The organism is Winogradskyella marina (assembly GCF_015645385.1).
Lineage (GTDB): Bacteria > Bacteroidota > Bacteroidia > Flavobacteriales > Flavobacteriaceae > Winogradskyella > Winogradskyella marina.
Window position 1 is genome coordinate 105052 of the sequence record NZ_JADOET010000010.1, and the last position, 26125, is coordinate 131176.

Annotated in this window: 25 protein-coding genes; 15 read left to right on the forward strand and 10 right to left on the reverse strand. The window is 32.7% G+C overall.

Translation table 11 applies throughout. From position 1 onward, the window contains the following. Position 1 precedes the first annotated feature (1 nt). The 4 genes from ITJ86_RS12240 to aroC form a co-directional block, all read right to left on the reverse strand. A complete protein-coding gene (locus tag ITJ86_RS12240) occupies positions 2-817 on the reverse strand; it encodes a sulfurtransferase (RefSeq protein WP_230080293.1) in 816 nt (271 codons plus the stop codon). Between the two features lie 19 nt (positions 818-836). Beyond that, a complete protein-coding gene (locus ITJ86_RS12245) occupies positions 837-2282 on the reverse strand; it encodes a dicarboxylate/amino acid:cation symporter (protein WP_195871931.1) in 1446 nt (481 codons plus the stop codon). Between the two features lie 141 nt (positions 2283-2423). After that, on the reverse strand, positions 2424-2684 hold the full coding sequence (locus ITJ86_RS12250; protein ID WP_195871932.1) for a hypothetical protein: 261 nt from the start codon (positions 2682-2684) through the stop codon (positions 2424-2426). Between the two features lie 12 nt (positions 2685-2696). Continuing rightward, the gene (aroC, locus tag ITJ86_RS12255) at positions 2697-3761 is read right to left on the reverse strand and encodes a chorismate synthase (RefSeq protein WP_195871933.1); all 1065 of its coding nucleotides are present in this window, start codon (positions 3759-3761) and stop codon (positions 2697-2699) included. Between the two features lie 232 nt (positions 3762-3993). Between aroC and ITJ86_RS12260 the strand changes: the two genes are divergently transcribed. Continuing rightward, on the forward strand, positions 3994-4860 hold the full coding sequence (locus ITJ86_RS12260) for a UDP-2,3-diacylglucosamine diphosphatase (protein ID WP_195871934.1): 867 nt from the start codon (positions 3994-3996) through the stop codon (positions 4858-4860). 1 nt (position 4861) lies between these two features. On the opposite strand, the gene ITJ86_RS12265 is transcribed toward ITJ86_RS12260, so the two are convergent. Beyond that, a complete protein-coding gene (locus ITJ86_RS12265) occupies positions 4862-7801 on the reverse strand; it encodes an FAD-binding and (Fe-S)-binding domain-containing protein (RefSeq protein WP_195871935.1) in 2940 nt (979 codons plus the stop codon). A gap of 140 nt (positions 7802-7941) precedes the next feature. On the opposite strand from ITJ86_RS12265, the gene ITJ86_RS12270 reads away from it, so the two are divergent. Both ITJ86_RS12270 and ITJ86_RS12275 read left to right on the forward strand, forming a co-directional pair. Next, complete coding sequence (locus ITJ86_RS12270) at positions 7942-8424, forward strand: hypothetical protein (protein WP_195871936.1); 483 nt, start codon at positions 7942-7944, stop codon at positions 8422-8424. 70 nt (positions 8425-8494) lie between these two features. Next, a complete protein-coding gene (locus tag ITJ86_RS12275) occupies positions 8495-10216 on the forward strand; it encodes an FAD/NAD(P)-binding protein (protein WP_195871937.1) in 1722 nt (573 codons plus the stop codon). Here ITJ86_RS12275 and ITJ86_RS12280 read toward each other — a convergent pair. Together ITJ86_RS12280 and ITJ86_RS12285 are read right to left on the reverse strand one after the other, a co-directional pair. Beyond that, entirely contained in the window at positions 10209-10982 is a 774-nt protein-coding gene (locus tag ITJ86_RS12280; protein ID WP_195871938.1) for a TIGR03915 family putative DNA repair protein, read from the reverse strand. The genes ITJ86_RS12275 and ITJ86_RS12280 overlap by 8 nt on opposite strands. Continuing rightward, positions 10983-12245, reverse strand: coding sequence for a putative DNA modification/repair radical SAM protein (locus ITJ86_RS12285; RefSeq protein ID WP_195871939.1), 1263 nt, complete (start codon positions 12243-12245; stop codon positions 10983-10985). A gap of 169 nt (positions 12246-12414) precedes the next feature. Here ITJ86_RS12285 and ITJ86_RS12290 point away from each other — a divergent pair, with 169 nt between their 5' ends. Then, entirely contained in the window at positions 12415-13011 is a 597-nt protein-coding gene (locus ITJ86_RS12290; protein WP_230080294.1) for a hypothetical protein, read from the forward strand. Between the two features lie 209 nt (positions 13012-13220). Here ITJ86_RS12290 and ITJ86_RS12295 read toward each other — a convergent pair whose 3' ends face one another. Further along, entirely contained in the window at positions 13221-14744 is a 1524-nt protein-coding gene (locus ITJ86_RS12295; RefSeq protein ID WP_195871940.1) for a GH3 family domain-containing protein, read from the reverse strand. A gap of 561 nt (positions 14745-15305) precedes the next feature. Between ITJ86_RS12295 and ITJ86_RS12300 the strand changes: the two genes are divergently transcribed. The 8 genes from ITJ86_RS12300 to ITJ86_RS12335 all read left to right on the forward strand — a co-directional run bounded on the left by ITJ86_RS12300 (position 15306) and on the right by ITJ86_RS12335 (position 22679). After that, positions 15306-15815, forward strand: a complete 510-nt coding sequence (locus ITJ86_RS12300; RefSeq protein WP_195871941.1) for a DUF421 domain-containing protein — start codon at positions 15306-15308, stop codon at positions 15813-15815. Positions 15816-16022: 207 nt separating this feature from the next. Beyond that, entirely contained in the window at positions 16023-17105 is a 1083-nt protein-coding gene (gene gcvT, locus ITJ86_RS12305) for a glycine cleavage system aminomethyltransferase GcvT (RefSeq protein ID WP_195871942.1), read from the forward strand. Between the two features lie 193 nt (positions 17106-17298). Next, positions 17299-18141 carry a sugar nucleotide-binding protein gene (locus tag ITJ86_RS12310; RefSeq protein WP_195871943.1) on the forward strand — a complete coding sequence of 281 codons (843 nt, stop codon included), beginning with the start codon at positions 17299-17301 and terminating at the stop codon, positions 18139-18141. 82 nt (positions 18142-18223) lie between these two features. Further along, positions 18224-18511, forward strand: a complete 288-nt coding sequence (locus ITJ86_RS12315) for a 4a-hydroxytetrahydrobiopterin dehydratase (protein ID WP_195871944.1) — start codon at positions 18224-18226, stop codon at positions 18509-18511. A gap of 325 nt (positions 18512-18836) precedes the next feature. Next, positions 18837-19583 (forward strand): YebC/PmpR family DNA-binding transcriptional regulator, encoded by a 747-nt coding sequence (locus ITJ86_RS12320; protein ID WP_195871945.1) that lies wholly within the window; start codon positions 18837-18839, stop codon positions 19581-19583. 122 nt (positions 19584-19705) lie between these two features. Then, positions 19706-20923 carry a tyrosine-type recombinase/integrase gene (locus ITJ86_RS12325; protein WP_195871946.1) on the forward strand — a complete coding sequence of 406 codons (1218 nt, stop codon included), beginning with the start codon at positions 19706-19708 and terminating at the stop codon, positions 20921-20923. Positions 20924-22125: 1202 nt separating this feature from the next. Continuing rightward, a complete protein-coding gene (locus ITJ86_RS12330; RefSeq protein ID WP_147865303.1) occupies positions 22126-22362 on the forward strand; it encodes a hypothetical protein in 237 nt (78 codons plus the stop codon). A gap of 2 nt (positions 22363-22364) precedes the next feature. Beyond that, positions 22365-22679, forward strand: a complete 315-nt coding sequence (locus ITJ86_RS12335; protein ID WP_195871947.1) for a type II toxin-antitoxin system RelE/ParE family toxin — start codon at positions 22365-22367, stop codon at positions 22677-22679. 169 nt (positions 22680-22848) lie between these two features. On the opposite strand, the gene ITJ86_RS12340 is transcribed toward ITJ86_RS12335, so the two are convergent. After that, a complete protein-coding gene (locus ITJ86_RS12340; protein WP_195871948.1) occupies positions 22849-23445 on the reverse strand; it encodes an NAD(P)H-dependent oxidoreductase in 597 nt (198 codons plus the stop codon). A gap of 93 nt (positions 23446-23538) precedes the next feature. Here ITJ86_RS12340 and ITJ86_RS12345 point away from each other — a divergent pair, with 93 nt between their 5' ends. Beyond that, a complete protein-coding gene (locus ITJ86_RS12345) occupies positions 23539-24441 on the forward strand; it encodes a LysR family transcriptional regulator (protein WP_195871949.1) in 903 nt (300 codons plus the stop codon). Positions 24442-24534: 93 nt separating this feature from the next. Here the strand turns inward: ITJ86_RS12345 and ITJ86_RS12350 are convergent, their stop codons facing one another. Continuing rightward, positions 24535-24672 carry a hypothetical protein gene (locus ITJ86_RS12350; protein ID WP_195871950.1) on the reverse strand — a complete coding sequence of 46 codons (138 nt, stop codon included), beginning with the start codon at positions 24670-24672 and terminating at the stop codon, positions 24535-24537. A gap of 68 nt (positions 24673-24740) precedes the next feature. On the opposite strand from ITJ86_RS12350, the gene ITJ86_RS12355 reads away from it, so the two are divergent. Beyond that, positions 24741-25034, forward strand: a complete 294-nt coding sequence (locus ITJ86_RS12355) for a helix-turn-helix domain-containing protein (RefSeq protein ID WP_195871951.1) — start codon at positions 24741-24743, stop codon at positions 25032-25034. After that, a complete protein-coding gene (locus ITJ86_RS12360) occupies positions 25031-26125 on the forward strand; it encodes an AccI family restriction endonuclease (protein WP_195871952.1) in 1095 nt (364 codons plus the stop codon). The genes ITJ86_RS12355 and ITJ86_RS12360 overlap by 4 nt, the downstream gene beginning before the upstream one ends.

Consider the following 26125-nt stretch of genomic DNA (forward strand, 5'->3'; position numbering starts at 1 on the left):
TTTAATCAGTTAAGCTACCGTATTCTGTCCATGAACCATCATAGACAACTAAATTTTTATAGTTACACAATGTTGCCGCTAAAGCTAAGATACATGCTGTTATACCAGAGCCGCAACTAAAAACCAAAGTCTTATTTTCTCTTACTAATATATTAAAGATTTTTGAAATATCGTTAACGGATTTAAATGTGTTTCCATTAAAGAGATCGGTGTAAGGTAGGTTTTTTGAATTCGGAATAGTGCCGCGTCGTAATCCTGCTCTTGGCTCGTCTACCAAACAGTTAAAACGTGGTGCTGAGCGTGCATCTACAATTAGTGCGGTGTTGTCTGTAGTAAATAGGTTCACACCTTCAAAATTCACCATTAATTCTGAATTATAATTTACCTCAATGTTACCTGTTGTATAAATTTCTGGTTTATAAGTTTCAACCTCATAATTGTTTGCTTTCCATTCTGGCAAACCACCATCTAATACAGCGACATTATCAAAACCAAAAACTTTAAACAACCACCAAGCTCTCGCACAAGAATAAACACCTTTATCATCGTAAACGACAACACAAGAATCCTTGTTAATGCCTAGATTTTGAGCTTCAGATTGAAATTGTTCTTTTGAAGGTAAGGTACTTGGAAATGGTGCCGAAATATCACTAAACTTTTGTTTAATATCGAAAAATCTAGCATTCGGAATTCTCTCAGAATCAGTGTCAATGACTTTATTTATAGTTGCATCTAAGACTATTAAATTAGACGCGTTTTGATTGGAGTTGAGCCAGTCAACAGAAACTAAAGGAGTATTAAGTTGCAAGGTTTTCATTATGTAAACGCTAATGTAATCATGAATCTAAATCAAACGTTTGAGTTGGGTTTTCGTGTTCTTTATAATCTAACATATCTTCACCATCTGCTATGATTGAACAAACAGTAGCATCACCCGTAACGTTTACAACGGTTCTAAACATGTCTAATATACGGTCTACCGGAAAAATAATGGCTATCCATGCAGGATTTAATCCAACAGAACTCAATACAATAATTAACATTACTAAGCCTGCACTTGGTATAGCTGCAGAGCCAATAGATGCTAAGGTTGCGGTTAAAACGACGGTAACTTGCTGTCCTAAAGTTAAATCTATCATATGCATTTGTGCTAAAAATATAACAGCAACAGCCTGATACATACTTGTTCCGTCCATATTAACAGTGGCTCCTATTGGAAGTACAAAACTACTTACTTTTTTATCGACACCTAAGTTCTCTTCAACACATTCCATAGTTACAGGAAGTGTAGCGGCACTACTAGAAGTAGAAAATGCTAAAGTTTGCGCAGGACTCATAGATTTAAAAAAGCCTGTATAAGGTATTTTTCGCACAAATAGTTTTAAAATCATCGGATAGATTACAAATATCATTAATAACAATCCTGCTAAAACTGTTATGGAATACCAGCTTAATCCTTTAAATATTTCTAAGACTTTTCCTATATCGTCTCCAGCCATTTTACTTACAACTCCAGCCAATAGCGCAAATACAAAAAACGGAGCACCTTGCATTACAAAATCTACCATTTTAAGAAAGACCTCATTAATTCCATTCACCAAATTTAAAACGGGTTGCGAGGAACTTGTTGGGATAAACAACAAACAAACTCCAAAGAAAATAGCGAAAAATATAATTTGAAGCATCAATCCATTATCAGATAACGAATGGAAAAAATTACTAGGAACAATATCTATTAAAGGTTGTAAAGGCGTGGTTTCTTTACGGTCGTTAACGGTTTCCATTTTATCGGCAACAGCAGCTTCTTTTAATTCACTTTTAGATAATTCTGAAATCTCTTGAGCGCGTTCAAAAAAATCTGGATCTTGAAGGTAATTGATACCATCCTTTATGTCATGACCTTCGCTATCTGCCCAAATTTCGTAACTAATACGATTGTCAATTCGGCTTTGTTCGTCTATAAGTTTCCCTGGTTTAACCACATTTACTAACAATAACCCTAAGGAAATGGCCATAATTGTAGTGAGTAAATAAATACCCAAAGTCTTTCCGCCCATACGACCTAAACTCTTTGGATCTCCAATATTAGCAACTCCACTGATGATAGAAAATAACACTAACGGAACGGCAATTAATTTTAATAAATTAATAAAAATAGTTCCAAATGGATCAATCCAATCTATAGTAAATTGACTCCAACCCATTGTGCTTGAAACTAATGCCCAAATAATTCCGAGAACCATTCCAATAATAATTTTCCAGTGTAATGCTAGTTTTTTCATATTTATTTCCTGCGAAAGCAGGAATCTTTTTAATTAAACTTAATTATGTCTTGAACTCTTTATAGACTTCCAAAGTTATGAAAACCTTTGAGGTCTTGATTATTTTACTACGAGAATCCTGCTTTCGCAAGATTCTCATAATTAATATTTATTTACTAAAACAATAATTCCCAGTATCAGATTAATATAAAACAAGATACCAAAGAATTTAGCTTCATTTGCCTGTTTTCTCTTCTTTTCAAATCCAAATTTTTCAAACCTTTTTTCTTCAAGGTCATTAAAGGACTTTGTTGGAAATAATTGATTTCTACTCTTAATTGGAAAAAGAAAAAATGTAAGCCACTCCTCTATCGTTAACGACTTTAGCTTTCTTTTTGCTTTATTTTCCTGTTCTAGATTCAAGCCATAAAACAGTTAAAATCTACTAACTCTGTCCAACAAAACATAATCCGCCAAAACCAAAGCAGCCATGGCTTCAACAATTGGTACAGCTCTTGGAACCACACAAGGATCGTGTCTGCCTTTGCCCTGCATCTCTACAATTTCGCCAGAACTATTTAAGGCATTTTGTTTTTGAATAACTGTTGCTACAGGTTTAAAAGCGACTCTAAAATAAATATCCATACCATTAGAAATACCACCTTGTATGCCTCCAGACAAATTACTTTGGGTAGAACCATCTTCATTAAATAGATCATTGTGCTCACTACCTTTCATTTTTGCTCCACAAAACCCACTTCCATATTCAAATCCTTTTACGGCGTTTATAGATAACATGGCTTTTCCTAATTCTGCATGCAATTTATCAAAAACAGGCTCTCCTAAACCAACAGGTACATTCTGAATCACACAAGTTATAGTGCCTCCAATAGTATCACCTTGCTTTTTTATCGCTTCAACTTTAGCAATCATTTTTTCAGCTGTGGCTTCATCAGGACAACGAATAACATTAGATTCAATTTTATTAAAATCTAAATCTTGATATGGTTTATCAATAAATATATCGCCAACCGAAGAGGTAAACGCGTTTATTTTAATTTGGCTCAGCATTTGCTTGGCAATGGCTCCAGCAACAACTCTAGATGCGGTTTCACGTGCAGAACTACGTCCTCCACCTCTATAATCTCTTATACCATATTTTTTATCATAGGTGTAATCTGCATGGCTTGGACGATATACATCTTTTATATGCGAATAGTCTTTAGATTTTTGATTGGTGTTATGAATTACAAAACCAATTGGTGTTCCTGTCGTAAAACCTTCGAATACACCCGAATAGAATTCTACAGTATCTGGTTCTTTACGTTGTGTAACTATTTTAGATTGTCCTGGTTTTCTTCGGTCTAGATCTTGCTGAATGGCTTCTAAATCGAGTTTTAATCCTGATGGACAGCCATCTATAACGCCTCCAATTGCTTTACCGTGTGATTCACCGTAAGTTGTAAGTTTGAATAATTTTCCGAAGGAATTTCCTGCCATTGCCATTTATTTTACGCTAATGTAATTGTTATATTATAAAAACGAAAATACCATACCGTTTTTCCTAAAATTACTATTGTATATAGTTTTTAAAACCTTCTTAATCTTCAACATAAAAACATTTAATATTCAGGTAATATTCTAATAACATTTTGCTCATACATAGTTAATTATGTCATAACCTGTTTCTTAAATATATTGAAGTTCTTTGTAATAATAGATTCCTTTCGTAGTGAAAATAAAACGAAAAATAGAAATTGCGGTCATTTCAGATGTACATCTTGGTACTTATGGTTGCCATGCTAGGCATTTATTAACGTATCTGAATAGTATTGAGCCTAAAAAATTGATTTTGAATGGCGATATTGTGGATATTTGGCAATTTAAAAAACGGTATTTTCCTAAATCGCATCTTAGTGTGATTAAGAAAATAATGGACTTTGCAGCCAATGGTACTGAAGTTATTTACATCACCGGAAACCATGATGAAATGCTGCGAAAGTTTACAGATACCGAAATTGGAAATGTGTCCATTGTCAATAAACTAGTTTTAGATTTAGATGGTAAAAGAGCTTGGTTTTTCCATGGTGATGTTTTTGATATTTCCATTCAAAATGCAAAATGGTTAGCTAAACTTGGGGGTTGGGGTTACGATTTTCTTATACTCATTAATCAATTAACGAACTGGATTTTAGACAAAATTGGAAAAGAGCGCTATTCGTTATCCAAAAAAATAAAAAACAGCGTAAAAGGTGCAGTAAAATATATCAATGATTTTGAAAATGTAGCTACCGATTTAGCAATAGAAAATGGTTATGATTATGTAGTTTGTGGTCATATTCATCAGCCTAAAATGCTCAAAAAAGAAAACAAACACGGTAAAACAACCTATTTAAATTCTGGTGATTGGGTAGAAAACTTTACGGCATTGGAATATCAGTTTAAACGTTGGAAAATATACAATTACAACGAAGATAAAATGTCTGCTTTTTACGCTGATGAAGAATTAAAAGATATGGAATTGCAAGATTTAATCGCTGCAATTACTATTGTTGATCGTCCTAAATCTGACAAAAAGAAAAAGAAGTCTAAAGACTAACCTATAACAAAGCGTCCTTTAGTATCGAAATAGGATGTCTGGCCACACGACCTGTTCCGTCTTTAATCTGATGTCTACAGCTGGTGCCGTTAGCTGAAATCACAGTGTTTTGAGAAGCTTTTCTAATAGAAGGAAATAAGGTTTGTTCGCCTATTTGCATACTGACCTCATAATGTTCTTTTTCGTAACCAAAACTGCCTGCCATGCCGCAGCAACCACTCGGAATAATAGTAACCTTGTAATTTTCTGGTAAGTTTAAAACATCAAAACTCGATTTCTGATTCGATAAGGCTTTTTGATGACAGTGTCCATGAAACTTTATGGTTTTATCTTCTTTGGTGAATTGTTCTGGTTTTATATGTCCCAGTGCAATTTCTTGTTGAATAAATTCTTCTATTAAAAAGCTGTGTTTAGCGATTGATTGAGCACCTTCTTTATCGTCAGCTAGTCTTATATATTCATCTTTAAATGTTAAAATAGCCGATGGTTCAATGCCAATAAGAACGGTGTTTTCTGAAATTAGATTTTTAAATTTTGCAACATTAGTATTCGCCATTTTTTTGGCATCTTCAAGCAATCCTTTTGAGAGCATTGCACGACCAGATTCAGCATGAGAAACACAAGTTACTTTGTAATTTAAATGATTTAAAAGTGTGATGGCATCCGCTCCAATTTCAGCATCAAGATGATTTGTAAATTCATCAATAAACAAAATAACTTCTTTTACATATCCATCACCAACTACATTATTGTTAGCTATTTGTGATATTTCACTTAAACTTTTAGTTGACAACAAAGGCAAACTCCTTTCTTTCGCAATTCCACCAACAGATTTTATAATAGACCCCGTAAACCTATTAGAAAACATAAAATTAATTAATGCAGGAGTACGACTCGCAACCCCATTAATCCTATTGTTGTAAGCAAACAATTTTGTTCTAAAAGACACGCCGTTTTCTTTCTGATATTGGTACTGAAATTCAGCTTTTAAACTAGCGACATCTACACTACTTGGACATTCACTTGCGCACGCTTTACAACTCAGACATAAATCGAAAACCTCTTTAAGTTCTTTATGATCAAACTTGTTTTCTTTTTCAGAATTGGTTAAAAATTCTCGAAGCGTATTAGCACGTCCTCGTGTGGTATCTTTTTCGTTTTTAGTTGCTCTATAACTCGGACACATGACACCTCCAAATTCGGGTAATTTTCTACAATCACCAGAACCATTACATTTTTCGGCTTCACGTAAAATACCATCAGAACGCGAAAAATCTAATAATGTTTCTATTTCTGGTTCTTTTCGATCAACTTCATAACGAAGGTTTTTATCCATGGGATAAGCATCTACTATTTTTCCAGGATTGAAAATGGTATGAGGATCAAAAACCGATTTAATTCGTTTTAAGATTTCATAATTAGCATCACCAATCATCAACGGTATAAACTCTGATCGCACAATACCATCACCATGTTCACCAGACATTGAACCTTTGTACTTCTTTACTAATTTGGCTACATCTGTCGTAATTTTACGGAATAGCGCAACATCTTCAGTTTGTTTTAAGTCTAATATTGGTCTTAGGTGCAACTCACCTGCTCCAGCATGTGCATAATATACCGCACTTTGGTTATAGGACGCCATTAGTGCTGTAAATTTTGAAATGTAATGATCTAAATCTTCTAAGGCAACTGCAGTGTCTTCAATACAAGCAACGGCTTTTTTGTCGCCAATTAGATTTCCTAAAAGCCCTAAGCCTGCTTTTCGTAATTCAACAGCATTATTTATGGTATCTCCTTTTAAAACCGGATTAGCATAACTAAGATTTAAAGTCTTTACGGTTTTTAAAAAATGATCGATTAAGGTTTCAAGTTCTTGAGAACTATCCGCTTTAAGCTCACACATTAAAATAGCCATTGGATTACCTTCAATAAAAGCTCTATTTTCTTGTTGTGTTTTGTTGTGCTTTGTAAGGTTTAATATGGAATTATCCATCATTTCACAGGTGTGCAAATTGTGTTGCATAACGTGTGATACAGATTTTAAACAGGTTTCAATACTATCAAAATGCAGGGCTATCATTGCACTGTCTGTAGGTGGTAAATCATCTAACTGTAAGGTGATTTCGGTTGTAAAGGCTAAGGTTCCTTCGCTTCCGGCTAACAATTGACACATGTTAAAATGTGAAGTTGAAGTTGAAGTTGAAGTTGAAAGAACATCAGATTTAATTAATTCATCAATAGCATAACCTGTGTTTCTACGATGTATGTCGGGTTTCGGGAACGCTTCTTTTATCTGGTTTTGAACACGTTCTGATTTTAATTCATTGTAAATAGTGTTATAAATAGTGCCTTCAAGTGTATCTAATTTTAATTTATCTTGAAATTCATCGCGTGTTACACTCGAAAACTCAGCCTCACTTCCATCGCTTAAAATGGTTTTTAGTTTTAAAACCTTATCGCGTGTAACTCCATATTGAATTGATGTGGTTCCAGATGAATTATTACCAACCATACCACCAATCATACAACGGTTAGACGTCGATGTGTTTGGTCCAAAAAACAAGCCAAAAGGTTTTAGGTAATTATTCAGCTCATCTCTAACAACACCTGGCTGAACGGTTACCGTTTTTTCAGATTCGTTAATGTTTAAAATTTGAGTGAAATATTTTGAAACATCAACGACAATACCTTCTCCTACGCACTGACCAGCTAATGAGGTTCCTGCTGTTCTTGGAATTAAAGACGTTTGATTGTTTTTTGCAAAATCAATTAGTAATTTAATATCCTTATTACTTTTTGGCAACGCAACGGCTAAGGGTAATTTTCTATATACTGAAGCATCTGTAGCATAGAGTTTGCGCATTAAATCACTAAAAAACAGCTCACCTGCTAATTTAGAATTAAGTGTTTTAAGATCCTCAGTGTTGATATTAGGCATTAGCGTTAACAATGGATTGATATGGATTATAATTTTGTCATAAAATTATGACAAATCTTTTTATTATGATTTAAATTTGCTCAATGATTAATGGCAACTTATAAGTTGTTAAAACTAACAATTAAAAAATCAATATTATTATGAAGAAATTATTTTTATTAGGTGTTTTTGCTATCGGATTTGTAAGCTTTTCTAGCGCACAAGAGATTGCAGAAAATGCGCTTGGATTGAGATTAGGTGATAGTGATGGCTTTGGTACAGAAGTGACATATCAACGTGCACTTGGTGACAACAATAGATTAGAAGTAGATTTAGGTTGGAGAAGTGGAAATAATTACGATGGTTTTAAACTCGCCGGATTGTACCAATGGGTATGGAATATAGATGGAGGTTTTAACTGGTATGCAGGTGCTGGTGGTGGATTAGGGACCTATAGCTATGATAATAACCATGGAGATGATTTTAACGATACTTTTGTTTTTGTAGCAGGTGATGTTGGTATTGAATACAACTTCGATATTCCGCTATTGTTATCTTTAGATTTTAGACCAGAACTTGGTTTTGGCGATTTTAATGATGATTTAGATTTTGATATCGCTTTAGGAATTAGATACCAATTTTAAAAAAAAGTTATAAATTATATCTTTAAAGCCACCTTTTACGAGGTGGTTTTTTTGGTTAATTTTAAACCGTATGAAACAACTTGCAATCATAGGAATGGGACCACGAGGTCTATATGCATTAGAGAACCTTCTCATTGAACTGAGTAAGACAGATACACCTATTGATATCCATGTATATGATGCCAATAGCAGCCCAGGAACCGGAAATGTTTGGGACCAAACGCAACCCGATTCTAATTGGATTAATATTACAGAACGTGCCTTAATTGGTATTAAAAAGCGACCTAAAATCGCATATGGTGATATTACCATTGAAGCGTTTCCGTCTTATCATGATTGGTGTCAGTTTTCTCAAAACAAAAAGGAACCTGATGCTTTTCCTGCAAGAAATAAACTAGGAAACTATCTTAACGAGCGCTATAGATCATTAGAAATTGCTTTAACGACATTAGAATCGTTCAAATATAGGAATGCTGAAGTTCAAAATATTAATTTAAAAAGTCAGAAACTTTACATTGATACCGCGAACCACTCTTGGCAATGTGATGATTTACTTTTAACTATAGGACATCAACCCACAGCACTTTCTGACCAAATGAAAGCATGGCAATCATTTGCTCACTCCTTTAAATCATTATCGCTTTTTAAAGATCCTTATCCAATTACTCAGTTTAAATCTATAAAAAATCAATCAACTATTAACATAGGAATTAGAGGTTTTGGATTGGCTATGATTGATGTAATGCGTTATCTTACCATCAATAATTTTGGGAATTTTAAAGTAATAAAGCAAGATACTTTTGAAACTATTTATTACAAAGTAAGAGAACAACAGGTAAAACTTGTCCCTTTTTCTTTGGATGGCTTACCATTGGTTCCAAAACCTTTAAATGAAAGTATAGATTTATGGTACCAACCTACTGCAGAAGAATTAGATTGTTTTAAATCTGAGATTGAAGCCGTTTCTCAACAATCAACAGCAACGGATTCCATTGATTTTTTAACGGATCCTATTGCGAAAATAACAGTGCGGATTTTTTTAGATTTAAAAGATAAAGGAATTTCACATTCGTTAAGCAAAGCAGAATTAAAGACACTTATTTTAAACTGGTTGAATGCTGAAAATTTTAGTCATCCCTTGATTCAAGATTCTAGTATTTCAACATATAATCTCATTCAGAATTATATTGATATGGCTTTAGGAGCTATTCCGGTATCATTAGATTTTTGCATAGGACAAGTTTGGCGTCATTGCCAGCCCAGTTTATACGAAGCGTTTTCGCATGCTAAAGTGAATGATGACATAATTGAGCAAGTGATTGGGTTAGACGAACACAGTAAACGGTATTCTTACGGTCCTCCAATTAAAAGTATGCAACAGCTTTTAGCTTTAGTTGATGCTGATGTTTTATCGCTAGACTTTGTTGACGATCCAGAAATAGAATTGACAGCTGAAGGTTGGAACTTCACAAATGCTGACAAAGAATCTATAACGTGTTCTACTATGATAAATAGTGTTTTAGATGCTCCAAAACTGTTAGACGTTACGTCACCGCTTATTAAAAACCTACTTCAAAATGATTTAATACAACCCATTCATTCAAAGCTTGGTATTGAGACAACTGCTGATGGTTATGTCATAACTCCAGATGATAAAAATGATGTACCTATTGCTGTTCTAGGCCGTTTGGCTAAAGGTAGCGTAATTGGTGTGGATGCTATTTTAGAATGTTTTGGACCACGAATTGAAGATTGGGCAAAAGCTTATGTTAGCCAACTAAAATCTAATTAGGTTGTTTTTCGCTTAAATATTTCCAATAGCGCTTGGGCACATGTCTAATATGAAGTTTCATATTTTTACGTGATTCTATGTTTGTCGATTTAAAATAATCTTGCCATAGTTTTTGAAATTCGAATTCTTGTTCTGCAAAAAAGGCATTATCGGTTTTAGTAAAGTTAAAATTCTCAGGAAAATCCATATTTATAAGTTCTACCTTATTTAAATCATAGAATAGTCCATAACCACGCTTTATATCATAAATCACCCATTTCTGATCGGCATAACGTCTTTTAAAATGTTTTTCTATTAAAGGCAACACATTAAAATCGGGTTCAATACTTGCGAAATAAATAGCATCTTTTGTGAGTCTAAATCGCACAAAAGCTTCCATCCGATGTTTTTCGCGTCCTACAGATTTTGCAATTTGTGCAATTTTTAAAATAGATGGATGCGTATAATCTTTATCTACTTTTTTTCGTTGTGAAAACACATATTGTATATACTCTAAAAGTAAGTCCTCTACTCCACTGTCTTCACTCAAAAAAGCATAATACAACTGGTAACTCCCGTTAGAAGACAACCTTGATTTGATACCTTTCCAAACACGATTGGCCTTAAGTTCATCTGTATGAATGGTCTCATTCTCTAAAAATAAACGGTGTTGAACTGTAAATTCATTTTGAATCGTTACCGTTTTCAATTTGTGTTCAAACACATAGAAAACAGCAGATAAAAAACCATCAAAAGTTCCGTCATATATGAGATTTTTGGCTTGCATTTATCCAAATAAACTTAATTGATTACTTAATATTTTCTGGTATTTACTTGTTGAATTCTGAAGGATTAAACCTTTAATCTTTTCTGCTGATAAATCTCGTTTTTCAAACTGATTGCTGTCGCATACCATAAAATATTGTGCTCTATTTAATGCGACACCAATTTTTTTAAGGTGTTCCCAATTCAATTTTCTAAAGCGTCTGGCGTTTATAATTTTATAAACTGATTTCATTCCTAAACCAGGAATTCTAGCCAACATACGTTGATCTGCGGTATTCACATCTACAGGAAATTCGTGGAGATTTCGTAATGCCCAACTTAATTTGGGATCCACATCTAAATCTAAATTCTGATGTTGTTCGTTTAAAATTTCACTGACATCAAAGCCATAAAAACGCATCAACCAATCGGTTTGATATAATCTGTTTTCTCGAAGCATAGGAACAGCACTGCCAATTTGTGGTAAACGATTGTCATAACTTATAGGCACATAACCCGAATAATAGACGCGTTTCAAATTATAGTTGTTGTAAAAATGATTTGAGGTTTGCATAATCTGAAAATCATTTTCTCCACTTGCTCCTATAATCATTTGTGTACTTTGGCCGGCTGGTGCAAATTTTGGAGTGCTCTTTATAATTTTCTTTTCGGCTTTATATTGAATGATTTCATTTTTTACCTTCACCATGGGTTTAATAAAATCTTCGCGTTTTTTATCTGGTGCTAATTTTTTTAGTCCAGCTTCAGTCGGAATTTCAATATTTACACTTAATCGATCAGCGTAGAGTCCGGCTTCACGCATTAATTCATCTGAAGCTCCAGGAATAGATTTTAAATGAATATAACCATTGAAGTTTTCTTCTTGTCGTAATTTTTTAGCGACAGCTACCAAGCGTTCCATGGTATAATCAGGACTTTTAAATATACCTGAACTCAGAAAAAGTCCTTCAATATAATTTCTGCGGTAAAAATTAATGGTTAAATCCACCACTTCTTGCACTTTAAAAGCGGCACGTTTTACATCATTGCTTTTTCGAGTAACGCAATACGCACAATCGAAAATGCAATGATTGGTGAGTAATACTTTTAGTAAAGACACACAGCGACCATCCTCGGTGTAAGAATGACAAATTCCCATGCCTGTGGCATCACCTAAGCCTTTATTAGTGTTGTTGCGTTTGCTTCCGCTAGATGAACACGATACATCATACTTGGCGGCATCTGCTAATATTTTTAATTTTTCTTGGGTACGTTCAAAAGACAACCTGTTTCCTCCTTATTTTAATTTTCGAATGACAAAAATACTACATATAATAGCTGCTAGTTGCTACTGTTTGTAGTAATTTAAAATTTTAACATGAATATTTAAATGGGTCAATATTTTTAGGTATTCCCTTAAACGGTTCTAGATGTAACGCTTAAATTTCGATAGTATGAAAAGATTCATAATCATATTACTAACACTACTAATTGAAAACATGAGTGCACAGCACATTATACCAGAAGACATAAGAGAGAACGTAGAAACAGCATTGCAATACTATCCACAATTAGATAATACAAATCTTGAATTTCGATTTAAGAAAAACATTAAAAAATCGACAATGCAAGCAAGACCAAGGTTTAGTAGTTTTTTTAAAAGCCGTAAGAATAGAACCTATGTGATTCTTATTAGCGAAAAATTTAAAATTGCAGACAAGGAGTTTTTAACACGACAAATTCCTGATGCTATTTTTATTGGTTGGATTGGTCATGAACTTGGTCATATTATGGACTATCAAAATCGTAACAAACTGAATTTAATATGGTTTGGTATAAAATACCTCTTATCTGACAACCATATAGTTGAAGCCGAACGTGCAGCAGATTCGTTTGCAGTGGCACATGGTATGGAACGTTATATTTTAAAAACTAAAGATTTTATTTTGAATCATGCAGATATTACGCAAAGCTATAAAGATCGCATTATAAAGTATTATTTATCACCAGAAGAAATAATGCATTTGGTGGAAGAACGGGATGCTGAATAGAGGTGTGAGATGTGAGATGTGAGATGTGAGAAAAAGTAAAATTGAACTCAAAAAGTATTTTATTTATACTCAAATTAATGGGAACAATGTTATTCATATAGCTGTATGAAAACACCCCTGAAGTCCCCTCAAGGGGACAATCCTACCAATTATACAATCCTTTCAATTTTATTATGCTATTTTTTAATCTATAGATTAATCAATTTTATTTATCCATTAATAAAAGCTTCCCAATCGGCAAATTTGTCTTCACTCATAACACGTTCCATTTTTACTTGGCCGCCTTTTTTCTTATTACGTTCGTTCCAATCGTAAAAACGTTTTGGCGAAATTACGTTGACCTTTACACCATGTAATGCTTTACTTCTAGCGACTTTATAATTTTTATTCGCGTTTTTTAAACTCGCATCTAAAGCGTCTGCTATGTTTTGCTCGTCGACACCTGTAAGTTCTGAACCTAAATACCAATAATGGTAAAACTCATCGTCGTCACCACGTTTGGCACAAATGGTATATTCAGAAAATGTAGTATCAAACTGCTTTTCCAAGTCTCGTATGGCATCATCCATTTTATTAACCGATAATTGAGATCCAACTGTATTTAGAAAAAATTTAGTACGACCTGTAATCTTAATTTCGGCACGTTTAATATCTGTAAACTCAATGGTATCACCTATTAAATAGCGCCAAGCACCACTTACAGTACTAATAATTAACACATAATCTTGGTCTAATTCTATTTGGTCTATGGTTAAGGCAGGAGCTTCATTTTTTAAAGATCCATCTTCATTAATATATTCGGGTTTAAACGGCACAAATTCAAAATAAATACCATTATCAGTATTGAGTTGCATGGCATCGGTTTCTGGTCTTATTTGTGTTGCTATGTAACCTTCGGATGCCAAATAGGTATCAATAACCGTTACTGGTTTACCTAATAACGCTTTAAAACTTTTTTCATAAGGTCCAAATGCCACACCACCAGACGTATATACTTGTAGATTTGGCCAAATGTCATGTATGTTATTAAGATTATGGTGTTCTATTACTTTTTGAAGCATTAATTCTATCCAAGATGGAATACCACTCAAGGCACCAATATCCCAATCTTTTGCACGTTCGGCAATACGTTGTACACGCTCATCCCAATCTTCAATTTGCGAAATTTCAATACCTGGTTTGTAATAACTACGAAACCAATTAGGAATATTACTAGCCGAAATACCACTAATTTCACCTTCTAAATGATCTTCTTTTTCATCTAAATTAGTAGAACTGCCTAACATCATAATTTCTTTTTCAAAAAAATCTGCTGGAAGATCAAAATTCTTTAATGAGAACACCTGTTTAATTCCTGCTTCTCTTATGGCATCAATCATAGCGTTGGTTACCGGAATCCGTTTACTTGTTTTTCCTGTGGTACCAGAACTTATGGCAAAGTATGACGGATTTCCAGGCCATGTTACATCTATTTCATCCTCATGAAGTTTGTGCCACCAGTCTTCATTGATTTTATTATAATCGAAATAAGGAATGCTATCTGCAAACGATTTTTGAATTGTTGAAGATTTTAAAAGTGCTTCAAACTGATAATGTTTTCCAAATTGAGTGTCTTTAGCCCTCTCAAGTAATGTTTCTAAAACTTGTTTTTGCGCTTCAGCATGATTTGTTTCGGAAGAAAACGTATCCTTTAACTCTATTACTCCTTTAATTATATTTCCTAGTATGGCCATGTTTTATGTTTTGTGATTGCTCATTTCTGTTACCAAATATTATGCTGCTATTTGTTCACAACGTTCGGCGCATGTCTTACACGATTCAGCACATTTTTTACAATGGTCGTGATTATGTTCACCACAGTGGTCTGCACAATATTTGCAGATTTCCGCACATAATAAAGCATATTGCTTTACATATGGACTATCTGAAGTTATCATCTTAATCAGCACATCGCAAGCGTCTATACATTGAATACAACATTTTGGGCAATCATTTTTACTGGCTTTACCTGCCATTTCGGTCAGGCAAATTCGGCAATCGATGATGCATTGTTGACAAGCTTTAAGTATGTCGTTATAATTAGAATTCATGATATAAAAGTTTTAAATGATATCTGCTAATTTCAGATAAACATTTCAAATTGATTGTTGCTTTTACATAAAGGATTGATGCATTTGAAAACTAAAGCAGATTTTAAGAGGTTTATATTTTCAAACTGGTTAATTAAAATCTTGTATGGGTTAATTTCTTAAGCGTAATACATTCATATTTAAGGAAACAAAATCCTGTGTATTATGAATAAATGGTTTAAATTTTCAGCTGACGGTCTTTTTGCAATAGTATTGACAGCTATTGGAATTTATCTTGCTTTGATTCTCTTAACGCGAATAAGTGGTAAACGAAGTTTTTCAAAAATGTCTAGTTTCGATTTTGCAATGACAGTGGCTATCGGTTCTATTTTGGCAACAGTTATAATTTCAAAATCTGTTTCTCTTCAACATGGCATTACAGGCTTAGTTATAATTTATGCTATACAAATGCTGGTTGCTGAAGCTAGAAAATGGCAATTTATGAGACGTATCATAGATAACAAGCCAACTTTACTGATGCTAAACGGTAAAATTATTGAAGGTCGTCTAGAAAAATGTAAGGTTACAGCGTCGGATTTAAAGGCGAAGTTACGAGAGGCAAACGTTATTCAATTATCTGAAGTTAAAGCGGTGGTTTTTGAATCTACTGGAGATATTTCCGTTTTACATGGTTCAGATGATAAGGATATAGACGAATGGCTTATTGATTTTTAATTATTTCTACCTCGAAGTTCTTCAATTTTTAGGACTAAAAAAACAGTAAACTGCAAGACGTCATTGCGATATCGTTAATTATTTAAATTAAACATTTTTCAAGCTTAAAATTGAAAAGTTATTTCAACTGTTAGACACAAAAAAATATGTAATTTTGTACATTGACATAACGTTTAATATAAATTTTATCGCAATTACGGGAACACTATGAAAGATACAGCTTTATCCTCTACACACGAAGCACTTGGTGCAAAAATGGTACCTTTTGCAGGCTATAATATGCCTGTGCAATATGAAGGTGTAAATATTGAACACGAAACGGTTAGAAAAGCTGTTGGTGTCTTTGATGTTTCGCATATGGGAGAATTTTTAATTGAAGGTCCTAATGCGTTGGATTTAATTCAAAAAGTGTCTAGTAACGATGCCTCTAAATTAGTCGTTGGAAAAGCACAGTACAGCTGTTTACCAAATGATGATGGTGGTGTTGTAGACGATTTAATTATTTACAAAATCAAAGACGAGACTTACTTGTTAGTAGTTAACGCAAGTAATATTGAAAAGGATTGGAACTGGATTGCCTCTAAAAACGATGTTGGTGCAGAGATGCGCGATTTAAGTGAAGACTATTCTTTATTAGCCATTCAAGGTCCTAAAGCCATTGAAGCGATGCAGTCTTTATCTAGTCATGATTTATCTGCTATTAAGTTTTACAACTTTGTAGTTGGTGATTTTGCAGGTATAGAACATGCTATAATTTCGGCAACTGGTTATACTGGAAGTGGTGGATTTGAGATTTATTGTAAGAATTCTGAAGTGAAACAAATTTGGGATAAGGTGTTTGAAGCTGGAGCTGAATTTGGTATTAAACCAATTGGTTTAGCAGCAAGAGACACGTTGCGTTTAGAAATGGGATATTGTTTATATGGCAATGATATAGACGACACCACTTCGCCAATTGAAGCTGGATTAGGTTGGGTTTGTAAATTCAATAAAGCGTTTACCAATAGCGAAGCTTTACAAGCCGAAAAAGAACGCACACCAGAAAATAAGTTAGTTGCTTTTAAGCTTGATGAACGTGGTATTCCACGTCAAGGTTACGACATTGTTGATGGTAATGGAAAAACTATTGGTAAGGTGACATCTGGTACAATGAGTCCGAGTTTAGGCTACGGCATTGGTATGGGTTATGTACCAAAAGTATTCTCTAAAGTCGATAGTAAAATATTTATTCAGGTGCGTAAAAAAGCGATTCCTGCAACCGTTGTTAAACCTCCTTTTTATAAAGGATGATCTTAGATATTAGACCGCTTCGCTTTTAGAATAATGAACTAAGACTTAATTCTAACAAACTGATAAACAGCTTTTTTTTTATAAAAAGTAAGGTGTTGTTTAAAAATTCTTAACGTTTTCTATTTTCAGAAGGTATGTATGACATTAGACCATTTTTTTTCGGATACTAATAATTTATAATGTAGTTTGATTAATGAAGCAGGTTGAGAAAGACGAATCACAAAAACATCGTATACTTATACTTGGAGCAAGTGGTTATATTGGCAATGCTATTTATAAAGAGTTAGGGCCTTATTTTAGAACCTTCGGAACCTATAGAACGCCAAATAAAGACTACGATAACAATCATCAATTTTTTCATTATAACGTAGAAGAAGATGATGTCTATGAGATTTTAGAAGCTTGTAAACCATCGATAATTATTTCTGCAGTTCGTGGTGATTTTAACGCACAATTTATTGCGCATCAGCATATTGAAGAATATGTTATAGCGACTAATTGTAAAATTATATTTCTATCTTCTGCCAATGTTTTTGACTCGTATAGTAAGTTTCCAAGTTACGAGTTAGATAAAACGTTAAGCCATAGTATTTATGGTCATTTTAAAATAAAAATTGAAAATTCACTTTTACGATTAGCAAAACAGCAAGTAGCCATTCTCAGAGTTCCAATGGTTTTTGGTTTAAATTCACCTCGGATTTTAGAAATGAAGGAGGCCATTTTAGAAACTAATGCTGTTGAAGTATTTCCGAATTTAATAATGAATGTAACCTTAGATAAAAAATTAACACAGCAAATTCATTATATAATCAATAGAAATAAATATGGTGTTTTTCATTTGGGAAGTACAGATTTAGTACATCATGATGAATTTGTAAAAGATGTTTTATCACAAATAACAGAGAAAAAAGTGGTTATTAAACAGGTGTTTACCTCTAATGAAGATCGGTATTTGGCCGTCCTTCCGAAGTTTAATAAATTACCAAAACACCTTCAGGTTACCAGTGAAATGGTTCTGAATGCACTTTCTAAATAAGTTGTTAAAGAGTTAATTGGCTTTTCGACCTAATCAAGCTTAAATTTATTAATTTTAAACTCAACCTCTTAAAATGATATACATGAAATTAGACGATGCCACTATAGAAAAGAATTTGTTACATTTTCCTGATTGGGATTACTACGATAATGCGATTCATGCAGAATTTGAATTCGATAATTTTAAAGATTGCTTTAGTGCCATGAGCAGAATTGCTTTTGAATGTGAAGCGCAGCAGCATCATCCGAACTGGAGCAATACTTATAATGTTTTAAAAATTTCGCTATCTACACATGATGTGGATGGAGTCACTGAAAAAGATTTTAAACTAGCAGATGCTATTGAAGCTATTGTGGAGGTGGAAGAATGATGGAGTATTTGGTGTGAAGTGTGAAGTGTGAAGTGTGAAGTGTGAAGTGTGAAGTGTGAAGTAAAAAGTACAACGTATTTAGTACAAAGTATCTTGTATATCCTTAATTAAAATTTACCGTTTTAGGTGTTAATAGCATTGTTATAGACTAATTTCAATTCAAAAAACTAAAATGGCTTAAAACTTTGTGCCAACACTACTCTATTATTGTGATTATATTATAATTTGCTTCAATCTTACTTTTACACTTTCAATATTTTATTAAATTTGCTTTCACCTAATTTTAGGGTCTTTATTTATTTAATAATTTATAACTTTTTTTACTATGGGAAGAGCTTTCGAATTTAGAAAAGCAAGGAAAATGAAACGTTGGTCTGCAATGAGCAAAGCCTTTACACGTATTGGTAAAGATATTGTAATTGCTGTAAAAGAAGGTGGTCCGGATCCCGATAGTAATTCGCGTTTACGGGCAGTGATTCAAAATGCCAAGTCTGTAAATATGCCTAAAGATAATGTGGAACGTGCTATTAAGCGTGCTTCAGACAAAAGTCAGGGCGATTATAAAGAAGTACTTTTTGAAGGTTATGCACAACATGGCATTGCAGTACTTATAGAAACGGCGACAGACAATAATACACGAACGGTTGCCAATGTGCGTTCTTACTTTAATAAAACCGATGGAAGTTTAGGAACATCAGGTTCGGTTGTTTTTATGTTTGACCATACGTGTAATTTTAAAATTGAAGACAAGGATTTTGATCTTGAAGAATTAGAATTAGAGTTGATTGATTTTGGTGTTGAAGAAATTTTTGAAGATACTGACGAAGATGAAGACGGAAGTGAACAAAAATACATTATGATTTATGCGCCTTTTGAAAGTTTTGGTAGTATTCAATCGTATTTAGAGGAAAATGATATCGAGATTATTTCATCTGGATTTGAACGCATTCCGCAAGTGACAAAAAAGATCACAGCCGAACAAGCAGAAGATGTAGAGAAGTTATTAGAAAAGCTTGAAGAGGATGATGATGTACAAAACGTGTATCATACTATGGAGGAAAGTACTGAATAATGTCTTCAAATAAAAGGTGTTATGATTTTGTTCTAACTTCGCTACAATTTGTAGTTTTTTCAGTTTAAAATCATTTTTTTACCGGATTTTATGTAATTTACATAACTGGTAATCAAATTTTTATGTCTTATAATGAAACTATAACATTCACTAAGCTTTATCATAAAAGTGAAAACCATATTGCGATAGGTTTTATATTTTCTGAACGAACAGAACATATCGTTCGTTCTTTTAGGGGTGTAAAGTGGTCAAAAACGCACGGCACATATTATGTTCCATTTTCAAGAGGTACAACAAACGCCTTATTTCAATATTTTAAAACAAATGGTTTTTATGTTAATTATAGTGCTTTAGTGGAATCTACTAACACGACGTATAAGGAAGCAAAAAAGATAAAACCAAGTCAAAGCATGGCAGCAATGTTTAAGGCATTGCCATTAGCATACAAAGATTTATTAAGAGTTTATACTGGTTATTTGCGCGGTAAACGACTTAGCAAAAGTACCGTTAGAACTTATGGTTATTTTGTGCTTCGCTTTTTGGATCAATGCAAGCCCAAAGCCATCTCAACGATTACAAAAAAAGATATTGACTTATTTTTTGAAGTTGTTTTAGCTGGTGAAAACTACAGTATTAGCAGTCATAGACAATGTGTTAGTGCACTAAAATATCTCGCCAATTTTTGTGAGCTTCCTGAATTGGCAACAGAATATTTAAAACGTCCAAAAAAAAGTAAGAAGTTACCTGTAGTATTATCGCGCGAAGAAGTCATCGATCTCCTTCAGGTGACCAAAAACCTAAAACATAGAGCTATTTTAGGTTTAATTTATTCTTGTGGTCTTCGGATTGGCGAATTAATTAACTTAAAATTAAACGCTATTGATTTTGACCGAAATAAATTGAGCGTAAATTCAGGAAAAGGTAGAAAAGATCGGAGTGTCGTTATGAGCGAAGTTTTAAAACCATTAATGTTAAACTACGTGAATACCTACCAACCTACTCTATTTGTTATAGAAGGACGAGATGGCGGACCATATTCTGCAACTAGTGTTAGACAATTTTTAAAGAAAAGTTGTAAACAAGCAGGAATTACAAAGCAAGTTACACCACATGTTTTAAGACATAGTTATGCGACGCATTTATTAGAAAATGGTGTTGATTTGCGTCATATTCAATTGCTTTTGGGTCATGCAAAACCCGAAACAACTATGATTTACACACATGTGGCACATAGGGACTTAATGCAAATAAGCAGTCCGTTAGATACTACTGTGGAGGCTTTAACAAAAACCCGTAAAGAGTCACAAAAAGTTTTGTTATCCCAAAATTTTAAAGGTTAAACACTTATATTTGTTTTTATATAACCAGTTGGCAAAAATACCTCGGAATGAAAAGCAAAGCGGAAAAATAATGAATCTGACTGCTTGAAAAGATGAAGTAAAAAACAAAAATTAGTTCTTAAAAGAAATAACTGACTTAAAAAGAAAACAGCGGAATTGAAAAGCATTACGCCGAATGAAAAACACAACGCTGACAAGAAAGCTGAATTGAATAAAAATAAAGAAACGGAAAAAAAATTAGCCGGATTGAAGGTCAAATCAAAAATTTGAAGTAGAAGAAAAAAAGAATTTGAAGTCTCAGTTTTAAAAATAAGTCAGCGGATTTTTAGACATAAAAAGTGGACGGAAAAAGAGTAAAGTGGAAAAAATTGTACGGACGGCATAACAGAGCGTGCCAAGCAGAGCGTGTCGGTACTTTAGCCAACAACGGCTATAATTCATTGCGGCGGAATTTTCTACCGAAAATTCCACGCTTTTTTCTATCTTTGAGCTACAACGGAATAATTCCTGCGTATTTTTCCGCAACGAAATCATAGCCAAAGCCGTTGCACGCAATTTAATTTCAACATTTATCCTCAATCAAATTTCGATTATAAATTGAAATTTGCAAATCAAATATTAATCAGAAATTGGAAAAATCACTCTGAAAATAGGAATGAATTCTGTTGCTTGCCAAATAGAATTTATATTCAGATTCAAGACGAGCTAGCCAAAAGTTGAGGAATTGAAAATCGCTACGGAGAAAATCAGAAAGTCAGCCAAACGAATTTTTAACTGTAGAATAATGACAAGCTTAACGAAATCGGTTGGTTTGAAAATCGCTATGAAAATATGACTAAAGCTAGATCATCGAATTTAGGAATTAATGAAATCAATCTTTGAAAATACAAAACGATGAAAAGTCAAGCGCGCCGAAAAATTTCGAAATTATTTTGAGGATTTCTAAGGTTTAAATATGATCAAATTCAAGAGCTAAATCGAAAATTAAAAAACTGCGTGCAACAATGCATATACTTAATGCTCGGGTCAGTGATTGAAAAATAAGTTTGAGTATTTTTATAAAAGTCTGTAAATTGAGAAAAATATAATGCTAATTAAGGTCGCACTAAGCATATGCTAGACCGTTGGCAGTAATACAAGAAAATTGTTTTTCAAATAAACATTTAGTAAAAAAATTGTATTTTTGATTAAATACACAAATTATGGATTTACAAACTCGAAAACTCAATTTAATAACTTATCTAGCCCAAATTAAGGACGAGATATTATTTGACAAATTGGAAAATTACATCCTAAAAAGAGAGATTGAACATAATCCTGAATTAAAACCTTTTACTGTCGAGGAATTAGTTAATCGAATTGAAAAATCTGAATTGGATTTCAAAAATGGGAATGTAAAAAGTCAAGAAGATTTAGAGAGAATATCAGCAAATTGGTAACAATGAAAATAGTTTGGACTAATTTTGCTATCAGAAATTTAAAAGACATTTTTGATTATTATTCTATTGAGGTAGATAAAAAACTTGCTCATAAAATCAGAAAGCAAATACTTAAATCCTCGAAACAATTAATAAAAAATCCGAATTCTGGTCCAGTAGAACCTAATTTGACAGTTCTAAATAAAAATCACCGATACTTAATTAGTGGACATTATAAACTTATTTACAGAATTGTAGATAATGAAATTATAATTAATGATGTTTTTGACACACGACAAAATCCAACTAAAATGAATGATGAAAATCGGATTGAATAATAAAGTACTACTGCCAACACCGTGTATAATTCATTGCTGGTAATAGCCTACTTACGAAAGTCCTCGCGGACTTTCTATCTGTGATTTATTTGCTAACTTTAGTGCTTAAACACGCAACTAATCATACACAAACACGTTGTACTGCATTTTCGGAACGAAACCAGATAAATTACAATTTAATCATTAAATCATTCAAAAAAGCACTGTAATTATTCAACTCTAAAGGAACATCTGCATTTTTTTCCATATCGTGAAAATGATGTGTTGCTAATAATTCCATTCCTGTAAAAGCATTCATTTTGTGAAACCCAAACATAGCACCTTCATCTACACTTTTTTGATTAAAAAATTCATTTTCTAAAGTAAATGCGGTTTTAGGTGCATTCCAACTTGTAGTAAGTATATATTTTTTTCCGTGCATTAAACCACCAGTCCCGTAATTGATGTTTGGATTTTTTCTACTTCTTCCGTCACTTGAATAAATACCATTTTGATGACCTTCCGTAAAAACTTCATCTATATATTTTTTAAACCCAAAAGGAATTTGAAACCACCAAATAGGAGTATGATAAATCACTATATCTGCCCACTTAAATTTTTCAACTTCTTCTTTTACGTTATAATTTTCACCTACTTGAGTAAACTTCACTTCAAATTCTTCAAGCGTATCAAAATATGAAATAGTATTATTAAAAAGTGTTTCGTTAAATCTTCCACCAGAATGCGCAAATGGATGACTTCCATTAATTATAAATATATTTTTCATTTGTATCTTATTTTATTTGAGACAAAATTAAAGTAATATTTATTATTGTAAAAATAATACAAATCATACCTTTGTATAAATATTTTAATAGCTATGGTAAATTTAGAATGGTACAGAACATTTAAGGAAATATATGAAAACGGAACTTTAACTAAAGCTTCTATTGCTTTATATGCGTCACAGCCTGGAGTTAGTGTACACTTAAATGCACTAGAAGCTTATGTTGGTAAAAAACTATTTGAACGTACATCGAGAAAAATGATTCCAACAGAGGATGGCAAATTTTTATACGAATATATTATTGAATCTTTAAAAAAACTTGAAATTGCAGAACAGCATTTTAAAAAAACAACGCAAGAAAAAAATCCGTCTCTAAACATTGGAATGTGTTCAGAAATGTTTCAGCTAATTATTGAGCCCGAAATTCGCAAACTAGACTTTGACCTAGTAGCTAGATTTGGAGCACATACAGATTTAATAAAAGACCTAAACAATGGCATTTTAGATTTAGTAATAACACCTAAAAAACAGAATGAAAAAAAATCATTAGTTGAGTATATTCCATTTTCAAAAGAAAGAATCGTTTTAATAGCAGGAAACAAAACGAATGTAACTAAAATACAAAAACACATTAAATCAAAAAATTTAAGTAAGCTAGAAGATGAACTACGTCAAAATGTTTGGTATAGTTCATCAAACGAAATGGAACATTTTAGACGTTTTTGGTTTGAGAATTTTAATAAGAAACCTACTTTCAAACCTAACTATATTTTACCAAACATTACTTCTATTATAAGATGTTTAAACAATGGAAACGGACTTGCATTAGTTCCAGATTTTTTATGTCAAGAACAAATTTTAAGCAACGAAATAAATTTAGTTTGGGAAGGAAAAGTAGAAACGGAAAATACCTTATATTTTGCATCAAGAACAGATTTGAAATACAAAAAGGAATTGGATACAATTAAGAATATATTTACATCAAAAATGAAATAAACGCAGTACAACACCGTATATAATTTATTGCTGGCTTCTCGCCTACTTACGAAAGTCCTCGCAGACTTTCTTGGTCGGTAATTATTTACTAAATTAGTTGCTTGAAACACGCAACAAACCATATACAAACACGTTGTGTTTCATACTGCCAGCCGCATATTTTAGCACTTTTGGTTTTTGCCAACGCTCAATTCCAAAGCTCAAAAAACCAAAAGAGCTAAAATTTTCCATCGCTTAAATAAAAACTTCAAAAACATTTAGTATATTTGACCAAATTAAGTCAAGTCAAAATAAGGAAAATGACAATCGGTCAGAAAATAAGGGAATTACGAGAAAAAACAGGAATGTTACAAAGAGAACTCGCTTATGAATTAGAAGTTGGAGATGCCTATTTAAGTAAAATTGAGAGTAATCAAAAAAATCTTAAAAAAGAGCATCTGACAACCATTAGTAAGTTATTCAAATATTCATATTCTGAATTAGAAACTTTGTGGCTTGCCAATAAAGTTTATGACTTAATCAAAGATGAAAAAAAGGCAATTGAAGTTTTAAAAGTTGCTGAACAAGAAATAAAATACAGAAAAACACTATGACCTACTTTGAAGAGTTAAGGGAAGTTACAAAAACTATACCTACATCAATAATTGATTTTACTATACCAAGAGATAGAACATCGCCACCAACACAAGCATCTTCTAACTTTATTACTAACAAAGAACAAGGAGATTGGGCGGAAGATTTGATTTTTAGAGCAATCAATGAAACTTCGGATAATTATGTAGCTGTACGATATGGAAAATCAGATGACTTAATTGCTGGAGATAGTGGATTTGATAAATTCTATACAGACTTTCAAGATGAATTAGATACTATTGGCAAACGACCAGACTTACTTGTATTTAAAAAAACTGATTTTGATGCTAAACTTGGATATGACATTAGTAAACTTGAACATTCTTCGATTACAGACTATGTAAAAAAATCAATAGCAGGTTTAGAAATACGTTCGAGTGCATTTCTCATTGATAAATATGAAAAAGAAATGCAAGATAGAACAGCATATCATCTTAAAGAAGCACTTGCTGTAAAAGACAAAATACTTGCTGAATATTCAGACATTTTAAAAGATGAGAAGAAGAAACACTTCATAGGTATCTTAAATAGCATTAATGAAGAAACTATCAACGCTATAAACTTCAGAAGACCAAGTTGGAAAGCAACCGATAGACTTCAACAACTTTCTTTACTTTTTAAGGACTTAAAAGATAATATAAACGTTGTTCAGAAAAGAGATTATTTAAGTATTACACCTAAAATAGAAGACGTTAAGGTCGTTTATAAATGGGCTGAAACATTCAATGTTCCACATTATTATTTTCAAGTTTTCTTTGACAAATCTTACGGAATATCCTTTAAAAACATATTGACTTTACTTACTGAACCTGATAAAGAAGGAACGCACTATGAAATTAGTCAAGACATAAAGAACCAAAATAAAACGACAGTAAAAATTAATACGCGTAATACAAATCAAGTTGCTTATAAAGTACTTGAACCTGAACACAAAAGTGTAAGAAGAGAAATGGGTCGAGGAAGATTATTGTTTTACGTTAGTTTTGAAAAAGGAACTGCTTATTTAGATATTGACAGCCTTAAAGAATTATTAAACATAACAGATTTTTAG

Coding starts and splice junctions, on each gene's coding strand:
- ITJ86_RS12240 (WP_230080293.1), bottom strand. CDS start 817: ATGAAAACCTTGCAACTTAATACTCCTTTAGTTTCTGTTGACTGGCTC.
- ITJ86_RS12245 (WP_195871931.1), bottom strand. CDS start 2,282: ATGAAAAAACTAGCATTACACTGGAAAATTATTATTGGAATGGTTCTC.
- aroC (WP_195871933.1), bottom strand. CDS start 3,761: ATGGCAGGAAATTCCTTCGGAAAATTATTCAAACTTACAACTTACGGT.
- ITJ86_RS12265 (WP_195871935.1), bottom strand. CDS start 7,801: ATGCCTAATATCAACACTGAGGATCTTAAAACACTTAATTCTAAATTA.
- ITJ86_RS12270 (WP_195871936.1), top strand. CDS start 7,942: ATGAAGAAATTATTTTTATTAGGTGTTTTTGCTATCGGATTTGTAAGC.
- ITJ86_RS12275 (WP_195871937.1), top strand. CDS start 8,495: ATGAAACAACTTGCAATCATAGGAATGGGACCACGAGGTCTATATGCA.
- ITJ86_RS12280 (WP_195871938.1), bottom strand. CDS start 10,982: ATGCAAGCCAAAAATCTCATATATGACGGAACTTTTGATGGTTTTTTA.
- ITJ86_RS12290 (WP_230080294.1), top strand. CDS start 12,415: ATGAAAAGATTCATAATCATATTACTAACACTACTAATTGAAAACATG.
- ITJ86_RS12295 (WP_195871940.1), bottom strand. CDS start 14,744: ATGGCCATACTAGGAAATATAATTAAAGGAGTAATAGAGTTAAAGGAT.
- ITJ86_RS12300 (WP_195871941.1), top strand. CDS start 15,306: ATGAATAAATGGTTTAAATTTTCAGCTGACGGTCTTTTTGCAATAGTA.
- gcvT (WP_195871942.1), top strand. CDS start 16,023: ATGAAAGATACAGCTTTATCCTCTACACACGAAGCACTTGGTGCAAAA.
- ITJ86_RS12310 (WP_195871943.1), top strand. CDS start 17,299: ATGAAGCAGGTTGAGAAAGACGAATCACAAAAACATCGTATACTTATA.
- ITJ86_RS12315 (WP_195871944.1), top strand. CDS start 18,224: ATGAAATTAGACGATGCCACTATAGAAAAGAATTTGTTACATTTTCCT.
- ITJ86_RS12320 (WP_195871945.1), top strand. CDS start 18,837: ATGGGAAGAGCTTTCGAATTTAGAAAAGCAAGGAAAATGAAACGTTGG.
- ITJ86_RS12325 (WP_195871946.1), top strand. CDS start 19,706: ATGTCTTATAATGAAACTATAACATTCACTAAGCTTTATCATAAAAGT.
- ITJ86_RS12330 (WP_147865303.1), top strand. CDS start 22,126: ATGGATTTACAAACTCGAAAACTCAATTTAATAACTTATCTAGCCCAA.
- ITJ86_RS12335 (WP_195871947.1), top strand. CDS start 22,365: ATGAAAATAGTTTGGACTAATTTTGCTATCAGAAATTTAAAAGACATT.
- ITJ86_RS12340 (WP_195871948.1), bottom strand. CDS start 23,445: ATGAAAAATATATTTATAATTAATGGAAGTCATCCATTTGCGCATTCT.
- ITJ86_RS12345 (WP_195871949.1), top strand. CDS start 23,539: ATGGTAAATTTAGAATGGTACAGAACATTTAAGGAAATATATGAAAAC.
- ITJ86_RS12350 (WP_195871950.1), bottom strand. CDS start 24,672: ATGGAAAATTTTAGCTCTTTTGGTTTTTTGAGCTTTGGAATTGAGCGT.
- ITJ86_RS12355 (WP_195871951.1), top strand. CDS start 24,741: ATGACAATCGGTCAGAAAATAAGGGAATTACGAGAAAAAACAGGAATG.
- ITJ86_RS12360 (WP_195871952.1), top strand. CDS start 25,031: ATGACCTACTTTGAAGAGTTAAGGGAAGTTACAAAAACTATACCTACA.